Genomic DNA, 19,404 nt, shown 5'->3' with positions numbered 1-19,404 from the left:
GCCGCGACGGGCAGCGGAATCGGCACGACAACTCTCCGGTGCCTCGGAGCACCCGACGCGGTTGCTGTTCAACGGTTACATGAGCATCTTGACCAACATGATTCGTACATGCGGTGGTTCGGACCGCAGCCGAAGCAACTCACCACCTTTTCCGATCAACTGTGCGAGTGCAACGATCGGCGATGTGCTCTGGGTGCCTTCATCGGCGAAGAATTGGTGGGTGTCGGAAGCTATGTTGCGTTGGAGAGGGTTTCGCCGCCCACGGTGGAGTTCGCCCTCGTGGTTGCGCAAGGCGACCGGCTGCATGGAATCGGGACTTCGATCTTGAAGCGGCTGGAGGATGAAGCTTACCTGCACGGGGCACGACGCATGGTGGCCGAAATTTTGGGGGCGAACGCACCGATGCTTCAGGTCATTCGTGACCGGGGCTGGGCGCATTCGCTTCGTCGTGATGGATCAACGCTGCATCTGAAGGTGAAACTACATGGAGCAGAGTGACTCTCGCGTCGTAACGGTGACGATGAACCCGGCACTCGACATAGCGACCAGCGCGAGTGCCGTCCACACGACAGACAAGGTGCGTTGTGTGGCACCTCGTCGTGATCCCGGCGGCGGCGGATTGAACGTCGCGCGAGTGCTCCGGGTCCTCGGCGGCGACGTGATGGCAGTGTTTCCCTCGGGAGGTCATTGTGGCCTGGCGGTCGAGGACCTTCTGATCGGTGAACAAGTGCGGCATTGGGCCGAGCCCGTCTCAGGGTCGACTCGCGAGAGTTTTACCGTGGACGATGAGTCGACAGGTGAGCAGTATCGTTTTGTGTTGCCTGGACCGATTCTCACCGTTGCAGAGGTGGAATCGTGTCTCGCTCGAGTGCGTGAATTCGCCGTCGATTCCGGATATGTTGTCGTGAGCGGCAGTTTGCCACCGGGGGTGGGTGCTGATTTTGTTCAGCGGTTGGTCGATTACCTCGAGGGAACCGGGGCGCGGCTGGTTGTCGACACCTCTGGCGCTGCATTGCGCGCATTGAAGAGTGGTGTCTTTCTTGTCAAGCCGAGTATCCGCGAGCTTCGTGAATGGGTCGACCACCCACTCGAGACTCGGGTGGAGCAAGTCGACGCAGCGAGAACTATTGTTGCGCAGAAGGTTGCGGAGGTGGTGGTCGTTTCGCTTGGAGCCGCTGGAGCCTTGCTGGTGACTGCCGACATGTGTGAGTGTGTGCCGTCGGTGGACGTCGTATCGATCAGTGGTGTGGGCGCGGGGGACAGCATGGTTGCGGGCATGGTGTATTCGCTCATCCATCAGCGTTCGCTGATGGATGCGGTTCGGTTCGGTGTTGCAGCCGGGGCTGCGATGTTGAAGACCCCAGGGACGGCACCGTGTTCACCAGCCGACGTGGAGGTCTTCTATGAACGGATTCGTGCAGGAGCAGATCGGGGAGTGATCCGACCCGACTAGGTTCCGATGCTCAGTCAAGCCAGCGACTCGGATTTCGGCGTCAACCCGAACGAGCTCGGGCGAGGAGGATGCGTCGTTCAGCGACCGCGATTGCATGGCGAGCGGTGTCAACTGCGTCGGGGGTCACGGAAACCGACGTGATGCCTTGCCTCACGAGGTGTTCGGCCAGAGCAGGATTGGTTGACACTGCCTGTCCGCACAGTGAGGTCGTCATGCCCGCGAGGGTGGCACGCTCGATGATGGTGTCGATGGTTTCGAGAACGGCAGGATCCATGGTGTCGAAGAGTTCTTGGCAAATCTCCGAATCCCGGTCGACTCCCAGCACCAGTTGAGTGAGATCGTTGGTGCCGATCGACACTCCGTCGATGCCCATTGCCGCGTACCTGGGAATCCAATAGGCAACCGAGGGTATCTCAGCCATCACCCATCGAAGCATCCGGTGATCCGCCCCGAGAGGGTGGGCATCCAATTGTGCCAAACAGCGCGCGAGCTCCCATTCGGTCCGAACGAACGGAATCATCAAATGCACGTTCGGATAGTTCTTTCGCGTTTCGGCGATGACATCGAGATCGAGCGCGAACAATTCCGGTTCCCGCACGTAGCGAAAACAGCCCCGGTAGCCGATCATGGGATTGTCTTCGTGGGGTTCGATGTCACCACCTTCAAGATGTGCAAACTCGTTGGTGCGGAGGTCTATTGCGCGATAGATGACCGGTCGGGCTCCGAAAGCGGCGGCAATACGTGACAGGGCAGAAGACATTTTGGCCACGTACTCTCCGTGGAGACCTCGGGCGATCATCGTGTGGGGATGCAGCCCTTCAAGAGCGTCCATGATCAGGAATTCAGCTCGCAAGAGCCCTACTCCGTCGACGTCTGTGTCGGCTGTCCGTTCTGCAGCTTCAGGAGTCGCCAGGTTCACGTAGACGGATGTCGCGGTTGTCGGACGGGGTGTCGACATTGTCCTCGGCATGGTGGTGGTCGCATTTTTCGAGGAGTCGGCAGTTGCGGAATCTGCAGCAATGACCGTTCCTGCAGTTCCGTCGACTGTGATCAAAGTCCCGTCTGCAAGATCCTTTGTTGCCGTGCGTGTTCCGACGACAACCGGTCGGCCGAGTTCGCGGCCCACGATAGCTGCGTGGCAGGTAATGCCGCCGCCGTCGGTGACGATGGCTGCGGCTCGTCGGAGAACCGGTAACCAATCCGGTCGCGTCATCGGGGCCACCAGTATTTCGCCGTCGACCAAATCACGACCGTCGGCCACCGAACGCAGGACTCGGACGCGTCCGGTAGCAGTTCCCGGCCCGGCGCCCAATCCCTGGGCGAGGACACGTGCTTTTTCGCCGGCGTCGTGTTGGGCTTCGGCCAGTGCTTCCGGTTGCTCGGAAAGGGTGGTGATCGGGCGTGTCTGGACCAGCCACAGTTGTCCTCCGCTGTAGGCGAATTCGAGGTCTTGTGGTCGCCGGTAGTGTTCTTCCACGGCTGCGGCCAATGCTGCGAGCTGGTGGATCTGGTCGTCGGTAAGGATCTGGTGTTCGCGTTGTGAGAGAGGTATTTCCGACGCCTTTTCAGTCCCTTCGGACAGCGAGATCGCGAATGCCTGTGAACCGATATGTACATCGATGATGTCGAAGTCAGGTTTCGACACTACGTAAGTGTCTGGTTCCACCTGTCCACCCACTACGACTTCCCCCAAGCCAGTGGCAGCTTCGATGACCATGCGGTCCCGCGCACCGGTGCGCGGGTCGGCAGTGAATACGACTCCCGATTGGTCCGAGTCGACCATCAGTTGGACGACGACTGCCAGCGACGGCTCGTCCGCAACGCCTTGGAGGTTGCGGTACGACAATGCTCGATCCGACCATAACGATGCCCAACACTGCCGTACGGCATCGATCAAGCCTTCGTCACCGGCGACATTTGTGAAACTTTCGTGAATGCCTGCGTACGAGGTATCGGACGCGTCTTCTGCGGGAGCGGACGAACGGACCGCTACTCGCGTACCTGAAGGCCCCAGCGCGCGATAGGCGTCGATGATCTGCTCTTGCAGTGCTTTGGGCACGAGTGATGCTGTGACTGCCTCCTCGGCGCTGCGGGTAGACGGTAGTTTCCCTGATTTCAGGTCGTCTCTCAACCCGGAAGCTTCCATGGCGTCGAGATAGCCGCAGGTGGTGATTACGAACCCCGGCGGAACCGGAAAGTTCGATCGCCTCAGTTCGCCGAGATTCGCGGCTTTGCCGCCGACGGTCGGTGCGTCTTCGGGTCCGACGGCGTCGATCGGTACTACCCACCGACGTCTGGCATCTATGGAACTCGCTTTCATGAGCTCTCCTGTCCGAGTGCTATGCGCGTGGGTTAGCGAGCGACAGTGTTCAGCAAACCCTTTCCCGCATCAGGTCTACAGAGGCGGAAGTCACTCCGCTCGGGGCCGATTTCCAGTGCGCAGGATGCCGAAGACACTTCCGGTTCACGGTCGATGTTTGTCACGCTGGGGACATCGGTTCGTCGCATTCCTGCGTTCGCGAGATCGGACGTCCAGCGGGATAATCAGAGGAGAATTGTCATGCGTGCACGAGACATCATGAGTAGCCCTGTGACGACAATCGATCAGGCCCGAAGTGTAGGTGACTGTCTACGAGAGATTGCGCGGTCAGGTTTTTCGGCACTCCCAGTAGTCGACGAGCAGAAGCGACTGGTCGGGATCGTGTCCGAAGGTGATCTTCTCAGAAGTGGGTTCGAACGACTGTCACAGGAACACCCGACCGAGTCGACCGAACAATCCGTCGCTGACGTGATGACGCAACCCGTGGTGGCAATGACCGAAGATGTCGTGGTCAACGACATCGCATCCGAGATGCTGCGTTCTGGGCTGCGCGCGGTTCCGATCGTTCGTGAGAGGGACGTAATCGGAGTGGTGACCCGCCAGGATTTGATCGGACTGCTGGCCCTGGACCCCGATCGGATCGCTGACGAAGTGCGCCATCGACTTGACGTCTATGGCGGGCCCGACCGATGGGCAGTGGGTTATGTCGACGGAATACTGACAGTCAGTGGGATTTCCGACGATGATCCCGAGCGAGGTGTCGTGACTGCACTTGCTTCGACCGTTCCAGGCGTTGACGAGGTTCGATTGAGGCCTTGAGAATCGCCAATCCTTGAAGGATTATGCCGACGAGTGAATCGAGTGGCCATGAGCGGCGCAAACGCGCGATCGATGACGCAGACCGACCTGATGTCTTGGCGGATGGAGGCCGATCCGGTCCTCCGCTCGACAATCGTCTCGATCATCGTGCTGGACAGGCTCCCGGATCACGAACGATTGACCGCCGCGATGAACCACGCCATCGACGTAGTTCCGATCTTCAGGTGCAAAGCGGTTGCGCGACAGTTTCCGTGGAGTCCACCACTTTGGGTGGATGACGCGGACTTCGACCTGAGTTGGCACCTTCGAAGGTCTTCCGTGCCACCACCAGGTGGGTGGAAAGGCGTCCTGGATTTTGCCCGCATGAGCGGGATGGCAGCCTTCGACAAAGATCGTCCGTTATGGGAGCTCACCGTGCTCGATGGGCTAGGCGACGGTGCAACAGCGCTGGTAGTCAAAGTTCATCATTCCTTGACCGACGGGGTCGGGGGTATGCAACTGACACGCGAGATTACCGATGACACGCGGGCTGGCGGATCAAGTCAGGACGGCCACGAATTCAGGCCACCTGTTGTTCGTTCCACACCAGGAGACTCACGTGCGGCGATGGCCGAAGCGGTGGCCCGAAGTGCCGCGCACGCAGTGCGCCATCCCGCAGCTACGATGCACGACGTCGTGCGAATCTTCGGATCGACGGCGCGTATGACGCGACCGACGACCCGAACGATGTCGCCAGTGATGACTGCTCGGAGTACGCGCCGTGGTTTCGGTGTGATCGAATTTCCGGTGGCGGCACTGACCGCTGCAGCGGCGGGCACACAATGCTCGGTAAACGACGCGTTCTTGGCTGCACTTCTACTGGGCATGGCCGGCTACCACAGAGGCCACGGTGACGTACCGAATCAACTGATGGTGACATTGCCGATCAGTCTGCGTGACAGTCGTGATCCGCTGGGAGGCAACCGAATCACGCTTGCAAGGTTTGCTCTTCCGGTCGATATTGCAGATCCGGAGAAATTGATCCGTCGTGTTCACATCATCGTAGAAAGTTGGCGGAACGAGCCGGCGATTCCGTTATCTCCTCACTTGGCCAGAATGCTGAACTTGCTGCCGGTCGCGGTCACAGGCGACATGCTCAAGCACATGGATTTTGTTGCATCCAACGTCGTTGGTTCTTCGACACCGTTGTACCTCGCCGGTGCGCGGATAATTCGCCAATTCGCATTCAGTCCTACCCTCGGATCGGCTTTCAACGCGACTTTGATGTCTTACGCCTCGCACGTGTGTGTCGGGATCAACGTCGACGTGAGAGCAGTTCCGGACCAACCCGCATTGATGACAGCCGTCTCCGAAGGGTTTAGAGCCGTGCTGGCACTTGGGTCTCGGCACACAGACGCCACGGTGACAACGTCGTACTGACAGCTTGGGCGTGTGTAATGGTTCGAGATCGAGCATCGGCTCGGGCAGTTGAACGTGCCGGTAACTTGACAGAGGTGGCGCCGACGTCGCCAGGTGCGGTGCCGACTACACCTCCGACTGTCATTCCGAAAGTCACTCCAGCAGCGATTCCGGTGAGGGAGGGGCAATTGTGGAACCGATCGAGCCATAGGCGATGTGACTCACTCCCACCGGATTCGGCCGACACCCCCAGCGGTAACCGGTTCAACGCGCTGCGCATTTCCGCGGTGTACAGTCGCATCGACGCGAACACCGAATGCGCCGCGGCGCAATGCCCAGCAAAAGACGAATGCGTAACCGATGAAGGGCTTCTCGAACGGAGAGGACGCGCCCACGCGCACGATGAGGTCTCGGATAGTCCGACTGTTCTCTACCTGTCCATTGACGCTTTGTGTGGCGCTTCGATCTGTAGGCCCCAGAGTCCCAGTCCCATGATTCACGTTGGAAGTGTTCCGCGCTGCATTCGCCATGCAAACACGAAAGTGCCGTTGAGACTTGGCGATGCCAGAGTTGCTCTTTCACGTTGCGTGATCAGGCCAGTGCCTACGTTTCGTCGAGGCAGCAAAGCGTACGTCGATCAGGTAGGCGTTGCTGCCGCGAAGACGCTCGGTGCGAGCGCCCCCAGCGTTCGTCGACGTAAGGCTGGATTCGAATGGCCCAACCCAAGGGCAGAACCACGGGAGCGCACTCGCACTGACTTAGGCCGACACAGCGGCCAGGACACTGAACACCAGACCCGAACATGCAAGTGCGGCCCCGAAGGCAACTGAGCCGGCGAGTGGAAGTCAATCTGCGGCGAATGATGCTGACCTGCCTCAGGTTGGCGCTGAAGATCGCCGTACATAGCATCCATCCGGACCGAACCCGGCGACTCGACTCCGTAGCCCGCTACCTGCAAGATCTGGGTTTCGACAACCTCGAAGCGAACGGCGCAGCCCAGACTCATCCCCCGGTGGGTGGTATGTCGACCGGTCATTGACGTCATCAGCTCACCTGACCCGACTCCGTGCGATTGCATCGATGATGTTCCGCGTTCGAGCCACTGGTGCTCTGTGCGAGTGCGCGTCGAATCAGATGGTGGCAGGCTTGTCGACATCGAAAGATTTCGTATCAACACTAATCCCCGAAACGGGATGCCGTCTCGAATCAGCGACCTCGTGCAACCGTCGGCCGGACGGGGCACCGGCTCGTTTCCGCGAGTGCTGCGCGTCAATGTCGAGCACCCCGTGGACCTTTGATTCCAGGAGATGCGGTCAGACGTCGGTACAGGTGGGATCGGTTAGCGGCTCGTCTTCGCCCGTCGAGTCATCTGTCGAGCTCTCCTGGCGTGTGACCCGCAGTACCCGCAGAGACGCCGCTAGGCCGAGGGCGAGGAATGCGATCGCTGCGACCATCGCCCATTGAGTGGCTGAGGCGAAGGCCTCGGACAACTGATGGATGACCTCGTCGGGGCCGTGACTCGCGCGTAGGCCGGCGATCGCGCCGCCCGCGGATTCTCGGGTGGCGTCGGTGAAGTTCTCCGCGGGACCCTGGATACTGCCGAGGTAGTGGGCCAGTCCGATCGACAGGACCGCGCCGACGACTGCGGAGCCGAGCGCCGAGCCGATCTGTCGAACGGTGCTCTGCGTGGCGGAGCCCTGCCCGGACAGGTCTACCGGTATATCGGACAACACGGTGCTGGTAAGTTGCGCGGACGCCAGGCCGAGGCCGACACCGTAGATCACGAGCACTGCACCGACCGTGACAGGGGAGACGTCCGCGCTGATGACGAGTACGAGTGCCAACACGCCGATGATCTCGAGGACGACGCCGACAACGACTGTGCCGGCTGCACCGATCGCAGCCGCCAGGTGACGGGCCATGGTGCCGGAGAGAAAGGCGCCGGCTGCCATCGTTGCCAGTACGAAGCCGGCGCCGAGGGTGCTCAGGCCGATGGCATTGATCAGGAACAGCGGCAGCGCGAAGATCAAGCCGAACTCGCCGACCGCGATCATCATCGCGGCGATGTTCCCCCAGCTGAAGGTGGGGGTGTAGAACATGTGCAGATCTAGAAGTGCGGACCGATTGACTCTGGCACGGTGGCGTTCCCAGAACACGAACAGCGTCAACACTACGGCAGCCAGGAGTAGCAGGATCGGCACGATCGAGAGGGGCATGTCCGCAGACCACGTCATACCGAAGAGGCTCAAGTCTTTGAGTGGCTTCCACCAGCCGAGGGTGCTGCCCTCGATGATCGCGAAGACGAGTGCACCGAAGCCGATCGCACTGAGCAATAGCCCATCCACGTCGAAGCCGGGGCGGGAGTCGCCGGAGCGGGTCTCGGGGATCACAACCAGCGCTGCGACTATCAATACAAGGCCGATGGGGATGTTGACGTAGAAGATCCACTGCCAGCTGAACGAGCTGGTAAGCCAGCCGCCGAGCAGCGGGCCGAGTGCGGCGGCGCCGGCCATGACCGCCCCCCAGACACCGAATGCGGCGGCCCGATCCTTTCCGCGGAAGGTCGCGTTGACTGTCGAAAGTGTGGACGGGAGGATGCACGCGCCACCAACGCCCTGCAGTGCACGCGCGGAGATGAGCATCTCGGCGCTCCCGGACTTGGCCGCCCAGAGGCTGCCGGCGAGGAACAGAGCGATGCCGACGAGGAAAATATTGCGCCGGCCCAGGCGATCGCCGAGGTTGCCAGTGGTCAGCAATAGCGCGGCGAACACGATCGCGTAGAGCGAGTTCACCCACTGTGCGTCAGTAATGTTCAGGTGCAGGTCGTCGATGATTGTCGGGAGGGCGACGGCCACAATAGTGCCGTCCATGACGATCATCGCCAGGCCCAGCGCGAGTACGACGAGGCTCCACCACTTGGATATGCGTGGGGCAGGAGAGAGCGCTGAGGCCGATGCGTTTTCCGTCACGGGGTCACACTACGGTTCACCGTGGACGGAGCGCATCAATCGAAAGTTGTACAGTGCTCCAGCAGTCGAGGTTGACGTCGGACAGAATTCGGCGCCAGCATTCCATAATCCACCTGTGCGCGGCGATCGCGCAGTGGTTGCATGGTTCGACGAATTGGGAACTGGGGTTCGCGTGGACGGATTGGGTGGGACCGATCAGTGGCGACACGGATGTTGGCGTGCGATTGCACGGTCCTCGGATCTTGTTGGACGAGAATGGTGTTCGGCTCGAGTGCGGTAGGGAAGTGAGAACGGCGACGGTTCCGCAGCGGCGGGCGTTGGCGGTGCATGATGGTGGGTGTGCGTTTCCGGGGTGTGAAGGCCGTCGGAATAATGCCCCGGGGCATACGCTGGCATTTTCGTGTACCGGAGAGTTCAAGGCAGCGACCAGAACTGAGTAGTCACCAGATAGAAGACGACCACCCAGAACACGGTCACCGCAGCGACGATCGCCGCCCCTTGCGCGTTGGTTTTTGCGACAGGAATCCCCGGAGGTGGACGCAGCCAACGGTGCAGGAGCCGATTCACGTAGTACGGCATCGTGAAGAAACTCATGATGAAGCTCGACAACAGGTTGCCGATCAACAATCCGAGCCAGAGTGGCAGCTTCAGCGGTGACAGCGCCAAAGTTAGCAAGACGACAGTCGGGTAGAGACCGACCCAGACCGCGATCGAGGTTTTTGTCTCCGAAGGTGGAGGGGCCTCGTTTCCGTTCTCGTCGAAGGCAAACCAACTGCCGAACGAATTGTCCACGGTTCGCAGTTCGAAGTCGTGGAACTTGCGACCCTCGGCGAGAAGCTGTTGTCGCTCAGGGGAAGTCAGCCACGTATCGAGGTGGGCAGCATTGTCGAAGCGATACAGCAGGGTCCATTCATCCTGCACACCGTCGACGGGGCGAAACAGTTCGGTGCCGCGGAATCCGTCGAAAGCACTCTCCACCTCCCGAAGGCGATCCTGCCAGGCAAGGAACTCGTCGATGCTGTCGTCACCTACTCGGTGCGTCACTACGACGGTCAGCAGTGGGTCCGGAGGCCTGATCCCGCCGCTCACTACCTGCTGCGTGGCCGGGCCGTCGAAGAACTGACGACCGCTGTCGAGGTAGTCCTGCCTCGTCGCGCTGTTGATCCACGCTTGAACATGAGCGATGGAGTCGAAGCGGTACACGATCACCCAGTCAGGTTGGGTGGGCGTCGGAGCAGCGATTTCTGCCCCGAGGAAGCCTGCATAATCTGCGGCGGCTCGGTTGAGATCTTTCTGCCAGACCTCGAATTCTTTCTCCAGTCCGGCACGCACTCGCTGGCCGATGATGACCGTCGCGGCGCTGTCCGCCGACGTGTTCGCGGTCATCGGTTCAGGCCTGAGTAGATGCGTTCCGGGGTGAGCGGTAGTGACCGGAATCGTGACCCGGTTGCATCCTGCAGTGCGTTCGCCAATGCAGGGGCAACCGGATTGATGCAGCACTCCGCCATGCCCTTGGAGCGGAGTGGGCCGACGGAGTCTGATGACTCGACGAGGATCACCTCCGTGCGTGGGATATCTGCATATGTCGGGATCCGGTAGTTACGTAGATTCGGGTTCATCATCGCGCCGTTTGCGTCTACGTGGAAGTTCTCGGTGAGTGCGAAGCCGATGCCCTGGGCGACGCCACCTTCGATCTGTCCCCGCACCTGCGCCGGATTGATGATCACCCCAGCGTCGGTGGCTTGGACGCTGTAGAGAATGCGGATCTCGCCGGTGATGCGATGGACGGCAATCCGGAAGCCATGAGTGTTGGACACCACGCTGCGCGGAGATCCGTATGCCTTCCGCGCCTCGGTGAATCGGATCCCGGGCGGGCGTGCGGCCTCGAGTATCTCTTGCAGTGTTAATCGAGTACTACCGCAGACGATCTTGTCGTCGTCCATCGAGCACTGGTCAATCGACACGCCGGTGTGGTGCGCGGCGAAGGCAAGTAGGCGATCGCGGAGCGCATTCGACGCGCGAAGTACCGCGTTCCCAGCGACAAACAGGCCGGCGCTGGCGAAAGCGCCTGTGTCGAAACCGGTTCGGTCGGTGTCCGACTGAATGATTCGTACACGTGACGGTGTTGTGCCCAGCTGATTCGCGGCGATCTGCACGTGGGCGGTAGAAGTTCCCTCACCGAATTCGACTGTGCCGATGGCAAGTTCGTATACACAGTCTTCGCCGAGGGTGAGCCAAGCCTCGGAAATGTGCTCGGTGGGTGGCGCGGTCTCGTGTAGCGAATTGGCAGTGCCGGTGCCGATCAGCCAATCCGCTCCGAGCGAGGGAACCGGTTGGCGCTTCAACGCGGCGTCGATCAGATCTATGCATTGCCCCAGTCCGTCTTCGGTGAAGATCACGTCGTCTGGGCCGTCTTCGAGTGCGATCAGCGAATCGCCCGGTCGGACGATATTGCGTCGACGCAGTTCGAGCGGATCCATGTTCAGCGCGACGGCCAATTCGGTCATGGCCGATTCCACGGCAAAGGCCGGTTGCGTCATCCCGTACCCACGCAGAGCGCCGCTCGGGACGTTATTGGTGTACACGGAATACGCATCGAACTTCTTGTTGGCGCAGCGGTAGAGCGATACTGCCGCGCCGCCGGCAAAGAGTGTCTCTCCACCGTGGTTTCCGTACGCACCGGTGTTCGATACGTTGCGATACTGAAAGGCTGTGAGGGTTCCGTCCGACTTGGCACCGAGCTTGATCGTGAGCTTCATCGGATGACGCGGCGACGCGGTGGTGAACTCTTCTTCTCGGGTGAACTCGAGGCAGACGGGACGACCGGTGTCGAGGGTGGCGAGCGCCACCAGATCCTCGCTGATCACTTCCTGTTTTCCTCCGAACCCGCCGCCCACGCGTTTGCAGAACACGCGTAGCTGATCCGGGCGGAGGTCGAAGAGATGGGCGAGTTTGACCTTGGCGATGGAGGGGGACTGCGAACTTGTGCGAACGTGAAGGCGTCCGTCTTCCATCCAGGAGATCGAACCGTGCGTCTCGAGGTGCGCGTGCTGAACCCGCGGCGAGAAGTAGGTGCCTTCGTGGATGACGTCGGCCTCGGCGAACCCTGCCTCGACGTCGCCCACATGACCGTGAAGTTCGAGCAGGATGTTGTGCTCGGGATCTCGAACAAAGGGATCGTCGGATCCGTGCAGGGCTGGAGCGCCGTCGGCCATGGCCTCTTCCGGATCGAACACGGAAGGCAGGATCTCGTAATCGACCTTCACCTTCCGACGGCCTTCTTCCGCAGCGACGACGGAGTCGGCGAGGACGGCCACTACACGCTGACCCACGAACCGCACGACGTTGTCGAGAATGTAGGTGTCGTCCGGATCGACAAGGTGGTCGGTATGTATTGCCGTGGTGAAGAGCTTGCGCGGCACGTCTTTCCAGGTGTAGACGCGATGGACACCGGGGACGGCGAGCGCCTCGGTGGTGTCGATGGAGGTGATGCGGGCATGTGCGTGAGGCGAGTGCAGCACTTTCAGGTGCAGCATGCCGTCGATCGCGGTGTCCATAGTGTATTCGGCTCGGCCGGTCACCACGTCGGTGGCCGCCGGCGCCCCGACGCTGGTTCCGACGGCCTGTCCCGGGAGGGCAACTTCGATAGCACCGACACCGTTGACCGCGTCTTCGATGGATCGGTAACCGGTGCAGCGGCACAGGTTTCCCTTGAGCGCTCGCGGCAAGTCTTCTTTCTGCGCGTCGGTGAGCGCCGCCGAGGTCATGATCATCCCGGCGGTGCAGAACCCACACTGAAAGCCGGGTGCATCCCGGAACTGCTGCTGAATCGGATGGAGATCTTCGGGCGTGCCGAGTCCCTCGATCGTGGTTACCGCGCGACCGTCGGCGCGAAAGGCGGGCGTGATGCAGCTGTGTATCGGTGTTCCGTCGAGCCACACTGTGCACGCCCCGCAGTCCCCGCCGTCGCACCCCTTCTTCACCCCGTGGTGTCCGAGGTGCCGAAGAAACGTCCGGAGACACTGTCCCGGGAACGGCTCCTCGTGGAACTGCCGGTCGTTCACCGTGTAGCTCATGACTGGCTCCCCGTGAGTTCGTTTCGGAGCTCGTCGGCGTAGTGGCGGGCGAGGTGGAGGCGGTGGTCTGGGGTTCCGTTGGGATCGTCGAACCAAATGTCGGCCGAAATGGAGTCGACGGCTCGTCGCAGAGAGTGCTCGTCCGGCATGGTGTCGAACGTCAGCCGGATCGGATGGGTGGTGCCGGCGGTGATGGTGAGGTGAAAGTCGTCGGCGCCAGGAGTCTGCGTCGCGATCATGAAGATCGTCGAACGGCCGAGGTGCGTGAGACTGAAGCGGCGGTGGGCGTGCCGTTTGGTGAGTGCGTGCACCGGGAACTCGATGCTCCGAAGGACTTCGCCCGGCTCCAGGACATTCTGGTGGTCACCGGTCACGAAGTCGCACGCGTCGACGGTCCTCACTGTTCCGTCGGTAGCCCATAGTGTGAACGAAGCCTCGAGTGCAACTGCCAGGGTGATCATCGGTCCGGCCGGAAGCGACATACAGATGTTGCCGCCTACGGTGGCCGAATTCCACACCTTGAAAGACGAGAGGAAGTACTCGCAGCTGACGCGAATAAGTGGACTCGCACGCCAATTGTCCGGCGGGACAAACGCATACAGTTCGGCAACGGTGCACGTAGCTCCGACACCGAAATGAGTCGGGCCGACCTCCAGTGGTGTCCAACCGAGCGCGGTGAGGTCGACCAGTCGACGCGTGTCGGGTTGTTCTGCTGAGAACAGCCACGTTCCTCCCGCGAGCCAGGCGTCGCCGGGACGCCACACGTCCCCTGGGCGATCCGGTGGTCGGCGTATCACGTCGGTAATGGTGGTGATGTCCATGCGCCTGCTCCCCTCGGGGGATGTGTCTTCTCGGAGTGGGACATTACCGAGGTGACGAGACGCATTCACACTTTTAGTACATATCGGGCACGCGAAACATGAGCGATACGTACGTGACATCGACTGGTGGGGCGGTGCATGCGCTTGCCGATTCTGGGTACGACTGCTTGAGAGGCGCGATCAGCCTCTTGCTTTCGCGCTGTTGATTCGGACGCGGCTACGCACTCGGCGGCCGCGGAGATCATGCGGGGCGGGGCGCTGTGAAACCCTTCGAGGTAAGTCGGACCGACCCTTCTGATGAGACGCTCTTTCCGCTCTCGGCCGCCCAACGGGCAACCTGGTTCGCTCAGCAATTCGATCCCGAAGTCCCGATTCTGATAGCGCACTACGTGGAGCTGCGCGGCGAACTCGACGTCGAACTGCTGGATCGCGAAACGCGAGCGGTGGCATACGAGTTTCAATCTCCTTTGCTCAAAGTGATCGAGATCGACGGTCAACCGATGCAGTACGTGGATGAGAAGGCCGAAATCTCGGTCGGTTTGGTCGACCTCCGTGGGTCCCCCGATCCGATCGAGGATGCCCTCGGGTGGATGCGCCGAGATTGCCGGACACAGCTCGACCTGGCAGTCGACGGAATCGTTGCGACCGCTGTGCTGCGCGTGGGTGACGCGCACTATCTGTGGTACAGCCGTATCCATCATGTCGCGCTCGACGGTTTCGGTGCCATGACCATGATGAACCGCATTGCGCATCGGTACTCGGCCTCGGCGGCGAGAAAAGATCTGCAGCCGAGTCGTGCCGCGACACTGCGCACGCTGTACGACATCGACGAGCGGTACAGACAGTCGGATCGATTCGCTGCCGACCGTGAGTACTGGGCAGGGCGCAATACAGTCGGTGCCGGATCCAGCTTGGCGGAGGCTTCTGGGCCCGCACACATCGAGAGCCGACTCGAAAGCACACTGATGTCGGACCGGAGCTGTGCCCTTCTCCACGAATCCGAGAACCACGCTGCAACGGTCGTCGCTGCGCTCGCGTTGTACCTCTCGCGAATGACGGCGAAAGAGACTGTCCAGATTCATGTTCCGATGTCCGGACGGACTACGGCGGTGTTGCGGGACTCGGGCGGCATGATGGTGAACGTCGCGCCGCTGCTCATCAGTGTCGCAGCCGTCGACACCGTCGGTGAACTCTTCGCCCAGGTCCAGCATGAGCTCATGGGTGCATTGCGGCACCAGCGCTGCAGCCTCGACGACATCCGTCGGGACGCAGGCGTGACGAGCGGTCTGGAAGGCGAAGACTCATATGCCGGGCCCATGGTCAACGTCATGCTGTTTCGCCAGGAGGTGCAGTTGGGCGAGGTGGTTGGGGAGTATCACATCGTCACCTCCGGGCCGGTGGAAGACCTTCTGGTCAACGTGTATCCGAGTGGCGACAGGCTGCGTGTCGACTTCCGGGCAAACCCGATCCGATACGAGGAGGCGGGTTTACGCGAGCACCACCGGAATTTTGTCGGCTTGCTGGAAGAGTTGATCGCGTCTGATTCCGGTGCCGAGCTCGCAGACATTCACGGCCCGACGGCCCGGGAGGGCGAGCGACGACAACGGGAAGTGCGGCACCTCGAGTATTGGAGACATGAGCTCACCGGGGCGCCCGAACTTTTGCAACTTCCCTTCGATCGACCCAGGCCTGCAACGCAATCGCTGGACAGTGCACAGGTTGAGGTCGTGATTGCCGCAGACACCCACGCGCGGATTACAGAAATGGCAAGTGATCTCGGGACGGACACACGCGCGGTCCTACATACGGGCTTCGCGCTTGTGGTGAGCCGATTGTCCGGGGCTTCGGACGTGGTAATCGGTACGCCGACGGGATCCGACGCGAACATCGTTGCCATCCGGAGTCGCATCGATCTGGAGACGCCGTTCACGGCGCTCCTGGGCAGTGTCGTCGAGGTTCGAAGTAATGCGCTGCCGCACAGTGGGATACGGCTCGAGCAGGTGGCGCAGTCGCTCGAGGTGGAGGATGTACCTGCGTATGCGCCGGTTGTCCAGGTGACGTTCGAGTCCGTCGCCAGCGCTGACGAGCACCCTCCTGACCTCGGCCGCTTCGATCTCGGAGTGTCTGCAGTCGAACTGTTCGACGAGGTGGGTACGCCGTCCGGAATCACGGTGACGCTCGCGTTTGCCACCGACCTGTTCGACGCCGAGACGGTACGTGGCCTCGGTTTGCGGTTCGCGCGCGTCCTGGAATCCGTCACCACAGATCCGGCAATGATGGTCGGCGACATCGACATCTTGTCCGACGACGAGCGATCCGCGATGCAGCCTGTCTGCAGTGACCCTCGCGCTTCGCACCGCACCCTGGCCGAACTGTTCGACGGTGCGGCGCGCACACACCCCGACGGCGTGGCCCTGTCGTATCTCGATGGCGAGTTGACGTATCGAGAACTCGACGATCGTTCGTCGAAGTTGGCCCGAGTCTTGATCGACCGCGGCATCGGTCCGGAAAACAGTGTGGCGCTGGGTTTGACGCGTTCGATCGAATCGGTTGTCGCGATGTTGGCGGTGACCAAAGCCGGCGCGGCATTCGTGCCGGTGGATCCGACCTATCCGGGTGAACGTGTTCGCTTCATGCTGACCGATTCCGGTGCCGTACTGGGGCTCACGGTCGTTTCCGAACTTCATCGTTTGCCGGATTCGATTTCCTGGCTAGCGATCGACGACGCTGAGTTCGGTGGCCGACTTGCGCGGTTGTCCGTCCGCTCCATCTCCGATGTCGATCGGGTGCACCCGATCCGCCCCGACAATCCCGCATACGTGATCTACACTTCGGGTTCCACCGGACTCCCCAAGGGGGTGACGGTCTCGCATCGTGGACTGGAAGCGCTTGCTGCCGAACAGCGTTCGCGGTTCGGTGCGACCCAGGATGCGCGAACATTGCACTTCTCGACCCCGAGTTTCGACGCCTCGATTTTCGAATACCTGCTGGCTTTCGGGGCCGGAGCGACCATGGTGATTGCGCCGAGCACGATCTACGGCGGTGACGAGTTGTCTCACTTCCTCGAATCCCAGCGTGTCACGCATGGTTTTGTCACTACTGCGGCGCTCGGAACAGTTTCGCCCGAGGGCCTTTCGGACTTCGGCGAAGTGGTGGTCGGTGGTGAGGCCTGTCCGCCGGATCTCGTGCAGCGCTGGGCTCCCGGCCGACGGCTGTGCAATGCGTACGGGCCGACCGAGACCACCGTCATGTCGAACATCGGCGAGCCGATGGTGTCGTCGGAGAACATCACAGTGGGCGGTCCGCTCCGCGGCTTCGAGGAGATCGTGCTCGATCAGCGATTGCACCCCGTCCCCGACGGTGTTGTGGGCGAGCTGTACATCTCGGGAGACGCGCTCGCACGTGGATATCACCGGAAGTATGCGTTGACCGCAGAACGATTCGTGGCAGACCCCTTCGGCCTCCCCGGGCAGCGGATGTATCGAACGGGGGATTTGGTGCGGTGGCGCCGTGGCCGTGGACTCGAGTACGTCGGTCGTAGTGACTTCCAGGTGAAAGTTCGCGGATTTCGTATCGAACTCGGGGAAATCGACAGCGTCGTGCGGTCGTGTCCGCAGGTCGAGAATGCAGTCACCGTGGCGCGTGCGGCTCCCTCCGGGACAGCGATGATCACCACGTACGTCGTGCCTGCCGGCGGAAGTGCGCTCTCGACGGCCGAGCTGACGCGGTACGTCGCGAGCCGTGTTCCGTCGTACATGGTTCCTGCGGCATTTGTTCTACTCGACGAGTTGCCGGTAACTCCGGCGGGAAAGGTCGATCGCGCTGCCTTACCTGCACCTCGGCTCGATGCTCGGTCGGACGACTTTCGACCGCCCGAGGGCGCTGAGGAACTAGTGCTCGCCGAGATTTTTGCCGATGTTCTAGGCGTCGAGACGGTGGGTGCGGGTGACGACTTCTTCGATCTGGGCGGGAACTCACTGATTGCCACGAAGCTGATCGCTCGCGTAAATGCCGCTGAAGAAATCGATTTCGGGGTGCGGACTTTGTTCGAAGCACCGACTATCGAATCATTGGCCCGTCACGTGCGGGATGCGACGTCATCCCGCGTTGATCGCACGCGTTCGAAGCGTCCAATCCTGCAGGCACATTCGTACAGGGACAAGATTCCGGTGTCTGTGGCACAACGACGCCTGTGGTTCGTCAATCAGTTCGACACGTCGTCCCCGGCCTACAACATTCCGATGGTGGTCCGACTGTCAGGTGCCTTGGATGTCGCTGCGATGCAGCGCGCGGTGGGAGATGTTGTCGATCGGCATGAATCGCTCCGTACCGTCTACCCGGCGTCGGTCGACGGCCCACATCAGGTAGTAGTGCCTTCGGAACGCGTGACGTCGAAGATCGCGTGGGAAGTATCCGTGGACGAGGAAGCCTTGGACAGGCGCATCGCCGATCTCGCTCGCGAGGGGTTCGACGTGAGCGCGAACGTGCCCCTGCGCGGCTCCCTTTTTCGGGTCACGCCGGACGATCATGTCCTTGCGCTGGTGGTTCACCATATTTCGGCGGACGGAGCATCCCTCGAGCCGCTGGCCCGCGACCTGACCCGCGCCTACGCGGCGCGGGCTGCGAAACGGGCACCGGACTGGTCGCCTTTGCCTGTGCAGTACGCCGACTACAGCCAATGGCAGATCGAACTGCTCGGCAGTGACGACGATCCGGACACGCTCGAGGCGAAGCAGTTGGACTACTGGACGTCCACCCTGGCCGGTCTACCTGACGTGATCGACCTTCCGCTGGATCGACCGAGACCGGCGGAACGATCCATGCGCGGTGAATCGGTCCGATTCTCGGTGCCCGCAGACGTGCACAGTGAACTCCTCGAACTCGCTCGGAATCACAACACGACACCGTTCATGGTGATGCACGCAGTGCTGGCGGTTCTGTTGGCACGGCTGAGCGCCTCGCCGGACATAGCGATCGGGACTCCGGTAGGAGGGCGCGCCGAGCAAGTCCTCGACGATCTGGTCGGGATGTTCGTCAACACGGTCGTCCTGCGAATCACCGTTGACACCGCCGCGACTTTCGAGGAGATCCTTTCACGAACTCGCGAAGTCGATCTGGCAGCGTTCGGACAAGCCGAGGTGCCGTTCGAGCGAGTCGTCGATGCAGTTGCGCCGGAGCGTTCGTCATCTCGCTCACCGCTCTTCCAGGTTCTGTTGGAATTCCAGAACACCGCAGATCCCCACCTCGAACTACCCGGACTGGGTGTCGATGTTGTTCCAGTCGACGTCGGTGTCGCCAAATTCGACTTGCAACTGTCGCTCTCCGAGCAGCGTGGCAAAGACGGCGTCCCCATGGGTTTCGATGCCGCCTTCACCTATGCCTCCGATATCTTCGAGCGCACCACAGTCGCCGAGTTCGGCGAGCGTTTCGTCCGCCTCCTCCGGTCGGTCGTGTCGGATCCAACAGTGCCAGTAGGGGATACGGAAATTTTGGGCGCGCCCGAGCGTGGGTTGGTGGTGGGTGGTTGGGATGGTGTGGGGGTTGTGGT

The 19,404-nt window shown here is 61.3% G+C and carries 11 protein-coding genes and 1 pseudogene; 7 read left to right on the top strand and 5 right to left on the bottom strand.

Annotated elements, in window-relative coordinates; genetic code table 11:
* Window positions 1–108 precede the first annotated feature (108 nt).
* A complete protein-coding gene (locus AC1Q61_RS31150) occupies window positions 109–498 on the top strand; it encodes a GNAT family N-acetyltransferase (protein ID WP_257207327.1) in 390 nt (129 codons plus the stop codon).
* Entirely contained in the window at window positions 485–1,453 is a 969-nt protein-coding gene (locus tag AC1Q61_RS31145) for a 1-phosphofructokinase family hexose kinase (RefSeq protein ID WP_492651411.1), read from the top strand. The genes AC1Q61_RS31150 and AC1Q61_RS31145 overlap by 14 nt, the downstream gene beginning before the upstream one ends.
* A gap of 40 nt (window positions 1,454–1,493) precedes the next feature.
* Here AC1Q61_RS31145 and ppsA read toward each other — a convergent pair whose 3' ends face one another.
* Window positions 1,494–3,773 (bottom strand): phosphoenolpyruvate synthase, encoded by a 2,280-nt coding sequence (ppsA, locus tag AC1Q61_RS31140; protein WP_492651412.1) that lies wholly within the window; start codon window positions 3,771–3,773, stop codon window positions 1,494–1,496.
* Between the two features lie 240 nt (window positions 3,774–4,013).
* Between ppsA and AC1Q61_RS31135 the strand changes: the two genes are divergently transcribed.
* From AC1Q61_RS31135 to AC1Q61_RS31125, 3 genes are all read left to right on the top strand, one after another.
* A complete protein-coding gene (locus AC1Q61_RS31135; RefSeq protein ID WP_492651413.1) occupies window positions 4,014–4,592 on the top strand; it encodes a CBS domain-containing protein in 579 nt (192 codons plus the stop codon).
* A 48-nt stretch (window positions 4,593–4,640) separates the two neighbouring features.
* Window positions 4,641–6,011 (top strand): wax ester/triacylglycerol synthase domain-containing protein, encoded by a 1,371-nt coding sequence (locus tag AC1Q61_RS31130; RefSeq protein WP_283309663.1) that lies wholly within the window; start codon window positions 4,641–4,643, stop codon window positions 6,009–6,011.
* 838 nt (window positions 6,012–6,849) lie between these two features.
* The gene (locus tag AC1Q61_RS31125; protein ID WP_139047419.1) at window positions 6,850–7,029 is read left to right on the top strand and encodes a hypothetical protein; all 180 of its coding nucleotides are present in this window, start codon (window positions 6,850–6,852) and stop codon (window positions 7,027–7,029) included.
* A 274-nt stretch (window positions 7,030–7,303) separates the two neighbouring features.
* Here the strand turns inward: AC1Q61_RS31125 and AC1Q61_RS31120 are convergent, their stop codons facing one another.
* A complete protein-coding gene (locus AC1Q61_RS31120; protein ID WP_019748695.1) occupies window positions 7,304–8,959 on the bottom strand; it encodes an MFS transporter in 1,656 nt (551 codons plus the stop codon).
* 158 nt (window positions 8,960–9,117) lie between these two features.
* Between AC1Q61_RS31120 and AC1Q61_RS31115 the strand changes: the two are divergent.
* Window positions 9,118–9,315 (top strand): annotated as a pseudogene (locus tag AC1Q61_RS31115) (HNH endonuclease signature motif containing protein); the annotation flags it as partial.
* 58 nt (window positions 9,316–9,373) lie between these two features.
* Here the strand turns inward: AC1Q61_RS31115 and AC1Q61_RS31110 are convergent.
* Genes AC1Q61_RS31110 through AC1Q61_RS31100 form a run of 3 tightly spaced genes read right to left on the bottom strand, consistent with a single transcriptional unit; the run spans window position 9,374 to window position 13,856 of the window.
* Complete coding sequence (locus AC1Q61_RS31110) at window positions 9,374–10,345, bottom strand: antibiotic biosynthesis monooxygenase (RefSeq protein WP_283309662.1); 972 nt, start codon at window positions 10,343–10,345, stop codon at window positions 9,374–9,376.
* Window positions 10,342–13,035, bottom strand: a complete 2,694-nt coding sequence (locus tag AC1Q61_RS31105) for a molybdopterin-dependent oxidoreductase (protein ID WP_118606482.1) — start codon at window positions 13,033–13,035, stop codon at window positions 10,342–10,344. The genes AC1Q61_RS31110 and AC1Q61_RS31105 overlap by 4 nt, the downstream gene beginning before the upstream one ends.
* Complete coding sequence (locus tag AC1Q61_RS31100) at window positions 13,032–13,856, bottom strand: FAD binding domain-containing protein (protein WP_007733027.1); 825 nt, start codon at window positions 13,854–13,856, stop codon at window positions 13,032–13,034. Before AC1Q61_RS31100 ends, AC1Q61_RS31105 begins: the two co-directional genes overlap by 4 nt.
* A gap of 260 nt (window positions 13,857–14,116) precedes the next feature.
* On the opposite strand from AC1Q61_RS31100, the gene AC1Q61_RS31095 reads away from it, so the two are divergent.
* Window positions 14,117–19,404: amino acid adenylation domain-containing protein (locus AC1Q61_RS31095; RefSeq protein WP_492654917.1), on the top strand; the 5,288-nt coding region annotated here is incomplete at its 3' end.

This window comes from Rhodococcus sp. MPR-R1B, assembly GCF_058793255.1.
This window is presented reverse-complemented; position numbering and strand designations above follow the sequence as displayed.

Excerpts from the sequence above, each read along its gene's own strand:
- AC1Q61_RS31145 (WP_492651411.1), top strand. The coding sequence starts at position 485 with ATGGAGCAGAGTGACTCTCGCGTCGTAACGGTGACGATGAACCCGGCA.
- ppsA (WP_492651412.1), bottom strand. The coding sequence starts at position 3,773 with ATGAAAGCGAGTTCCATAGATGCCAGACGTCGGTGGGTAGTACCGATC.
- AC1Q61_RS31105 (WP_118606482.1), bottom strand. The coding sequence starts at position 13,035 with ATGAGCTACACGGTGAACGACCGGCAGTTCCACGAGGAGCCGTTCCCG.
- AC1Q61_RS31150 (WP_257207327.1), top strand. The coding sequence starts at position 109 with ATGCGGTGGTTCGGACCGCAGCCGAAGCAACTCACCACCTTTTCCGAT.
- AC1Q61_RS31135 (WP_492651413.1), top strand. The coding sequence starts at position 4,014 with ATGCGTGCACGAGACATCATGAGTAGCCCTGTGACGACAATCGATCAG.
- AC1Q61_RS31100 (WP_007733027.1), bottom strand. The coding sequence starts at position 13,856 with ATGGACATCACCACCATTACCGACGTGATACGCCGACCACCGGATCGC.
- AC1Q61_RS31110 (WP_283309662.1), bottom strand. The coding sequence starts at position 10,345 with ATGACCGCGAACACGTCGGCGGACAGCGCCGCGACGGTCATCATCGGC.
- AC1Q61_RS31130 (WP_283309663.1), top strand. The coding sequence starts at position 4,641 with ATGAGCGGCGCAAACGCGCGATCGATGACGCAGACCGACCTGATGTCT.
- AC1Q61_RS31125 (WP_139047419.1), top strand. The coding sequence starts at position 6,850 with ATGATGCTGACCTGCCTCAGGTTGGCGCTGAAGATCGCCGTACATAGC.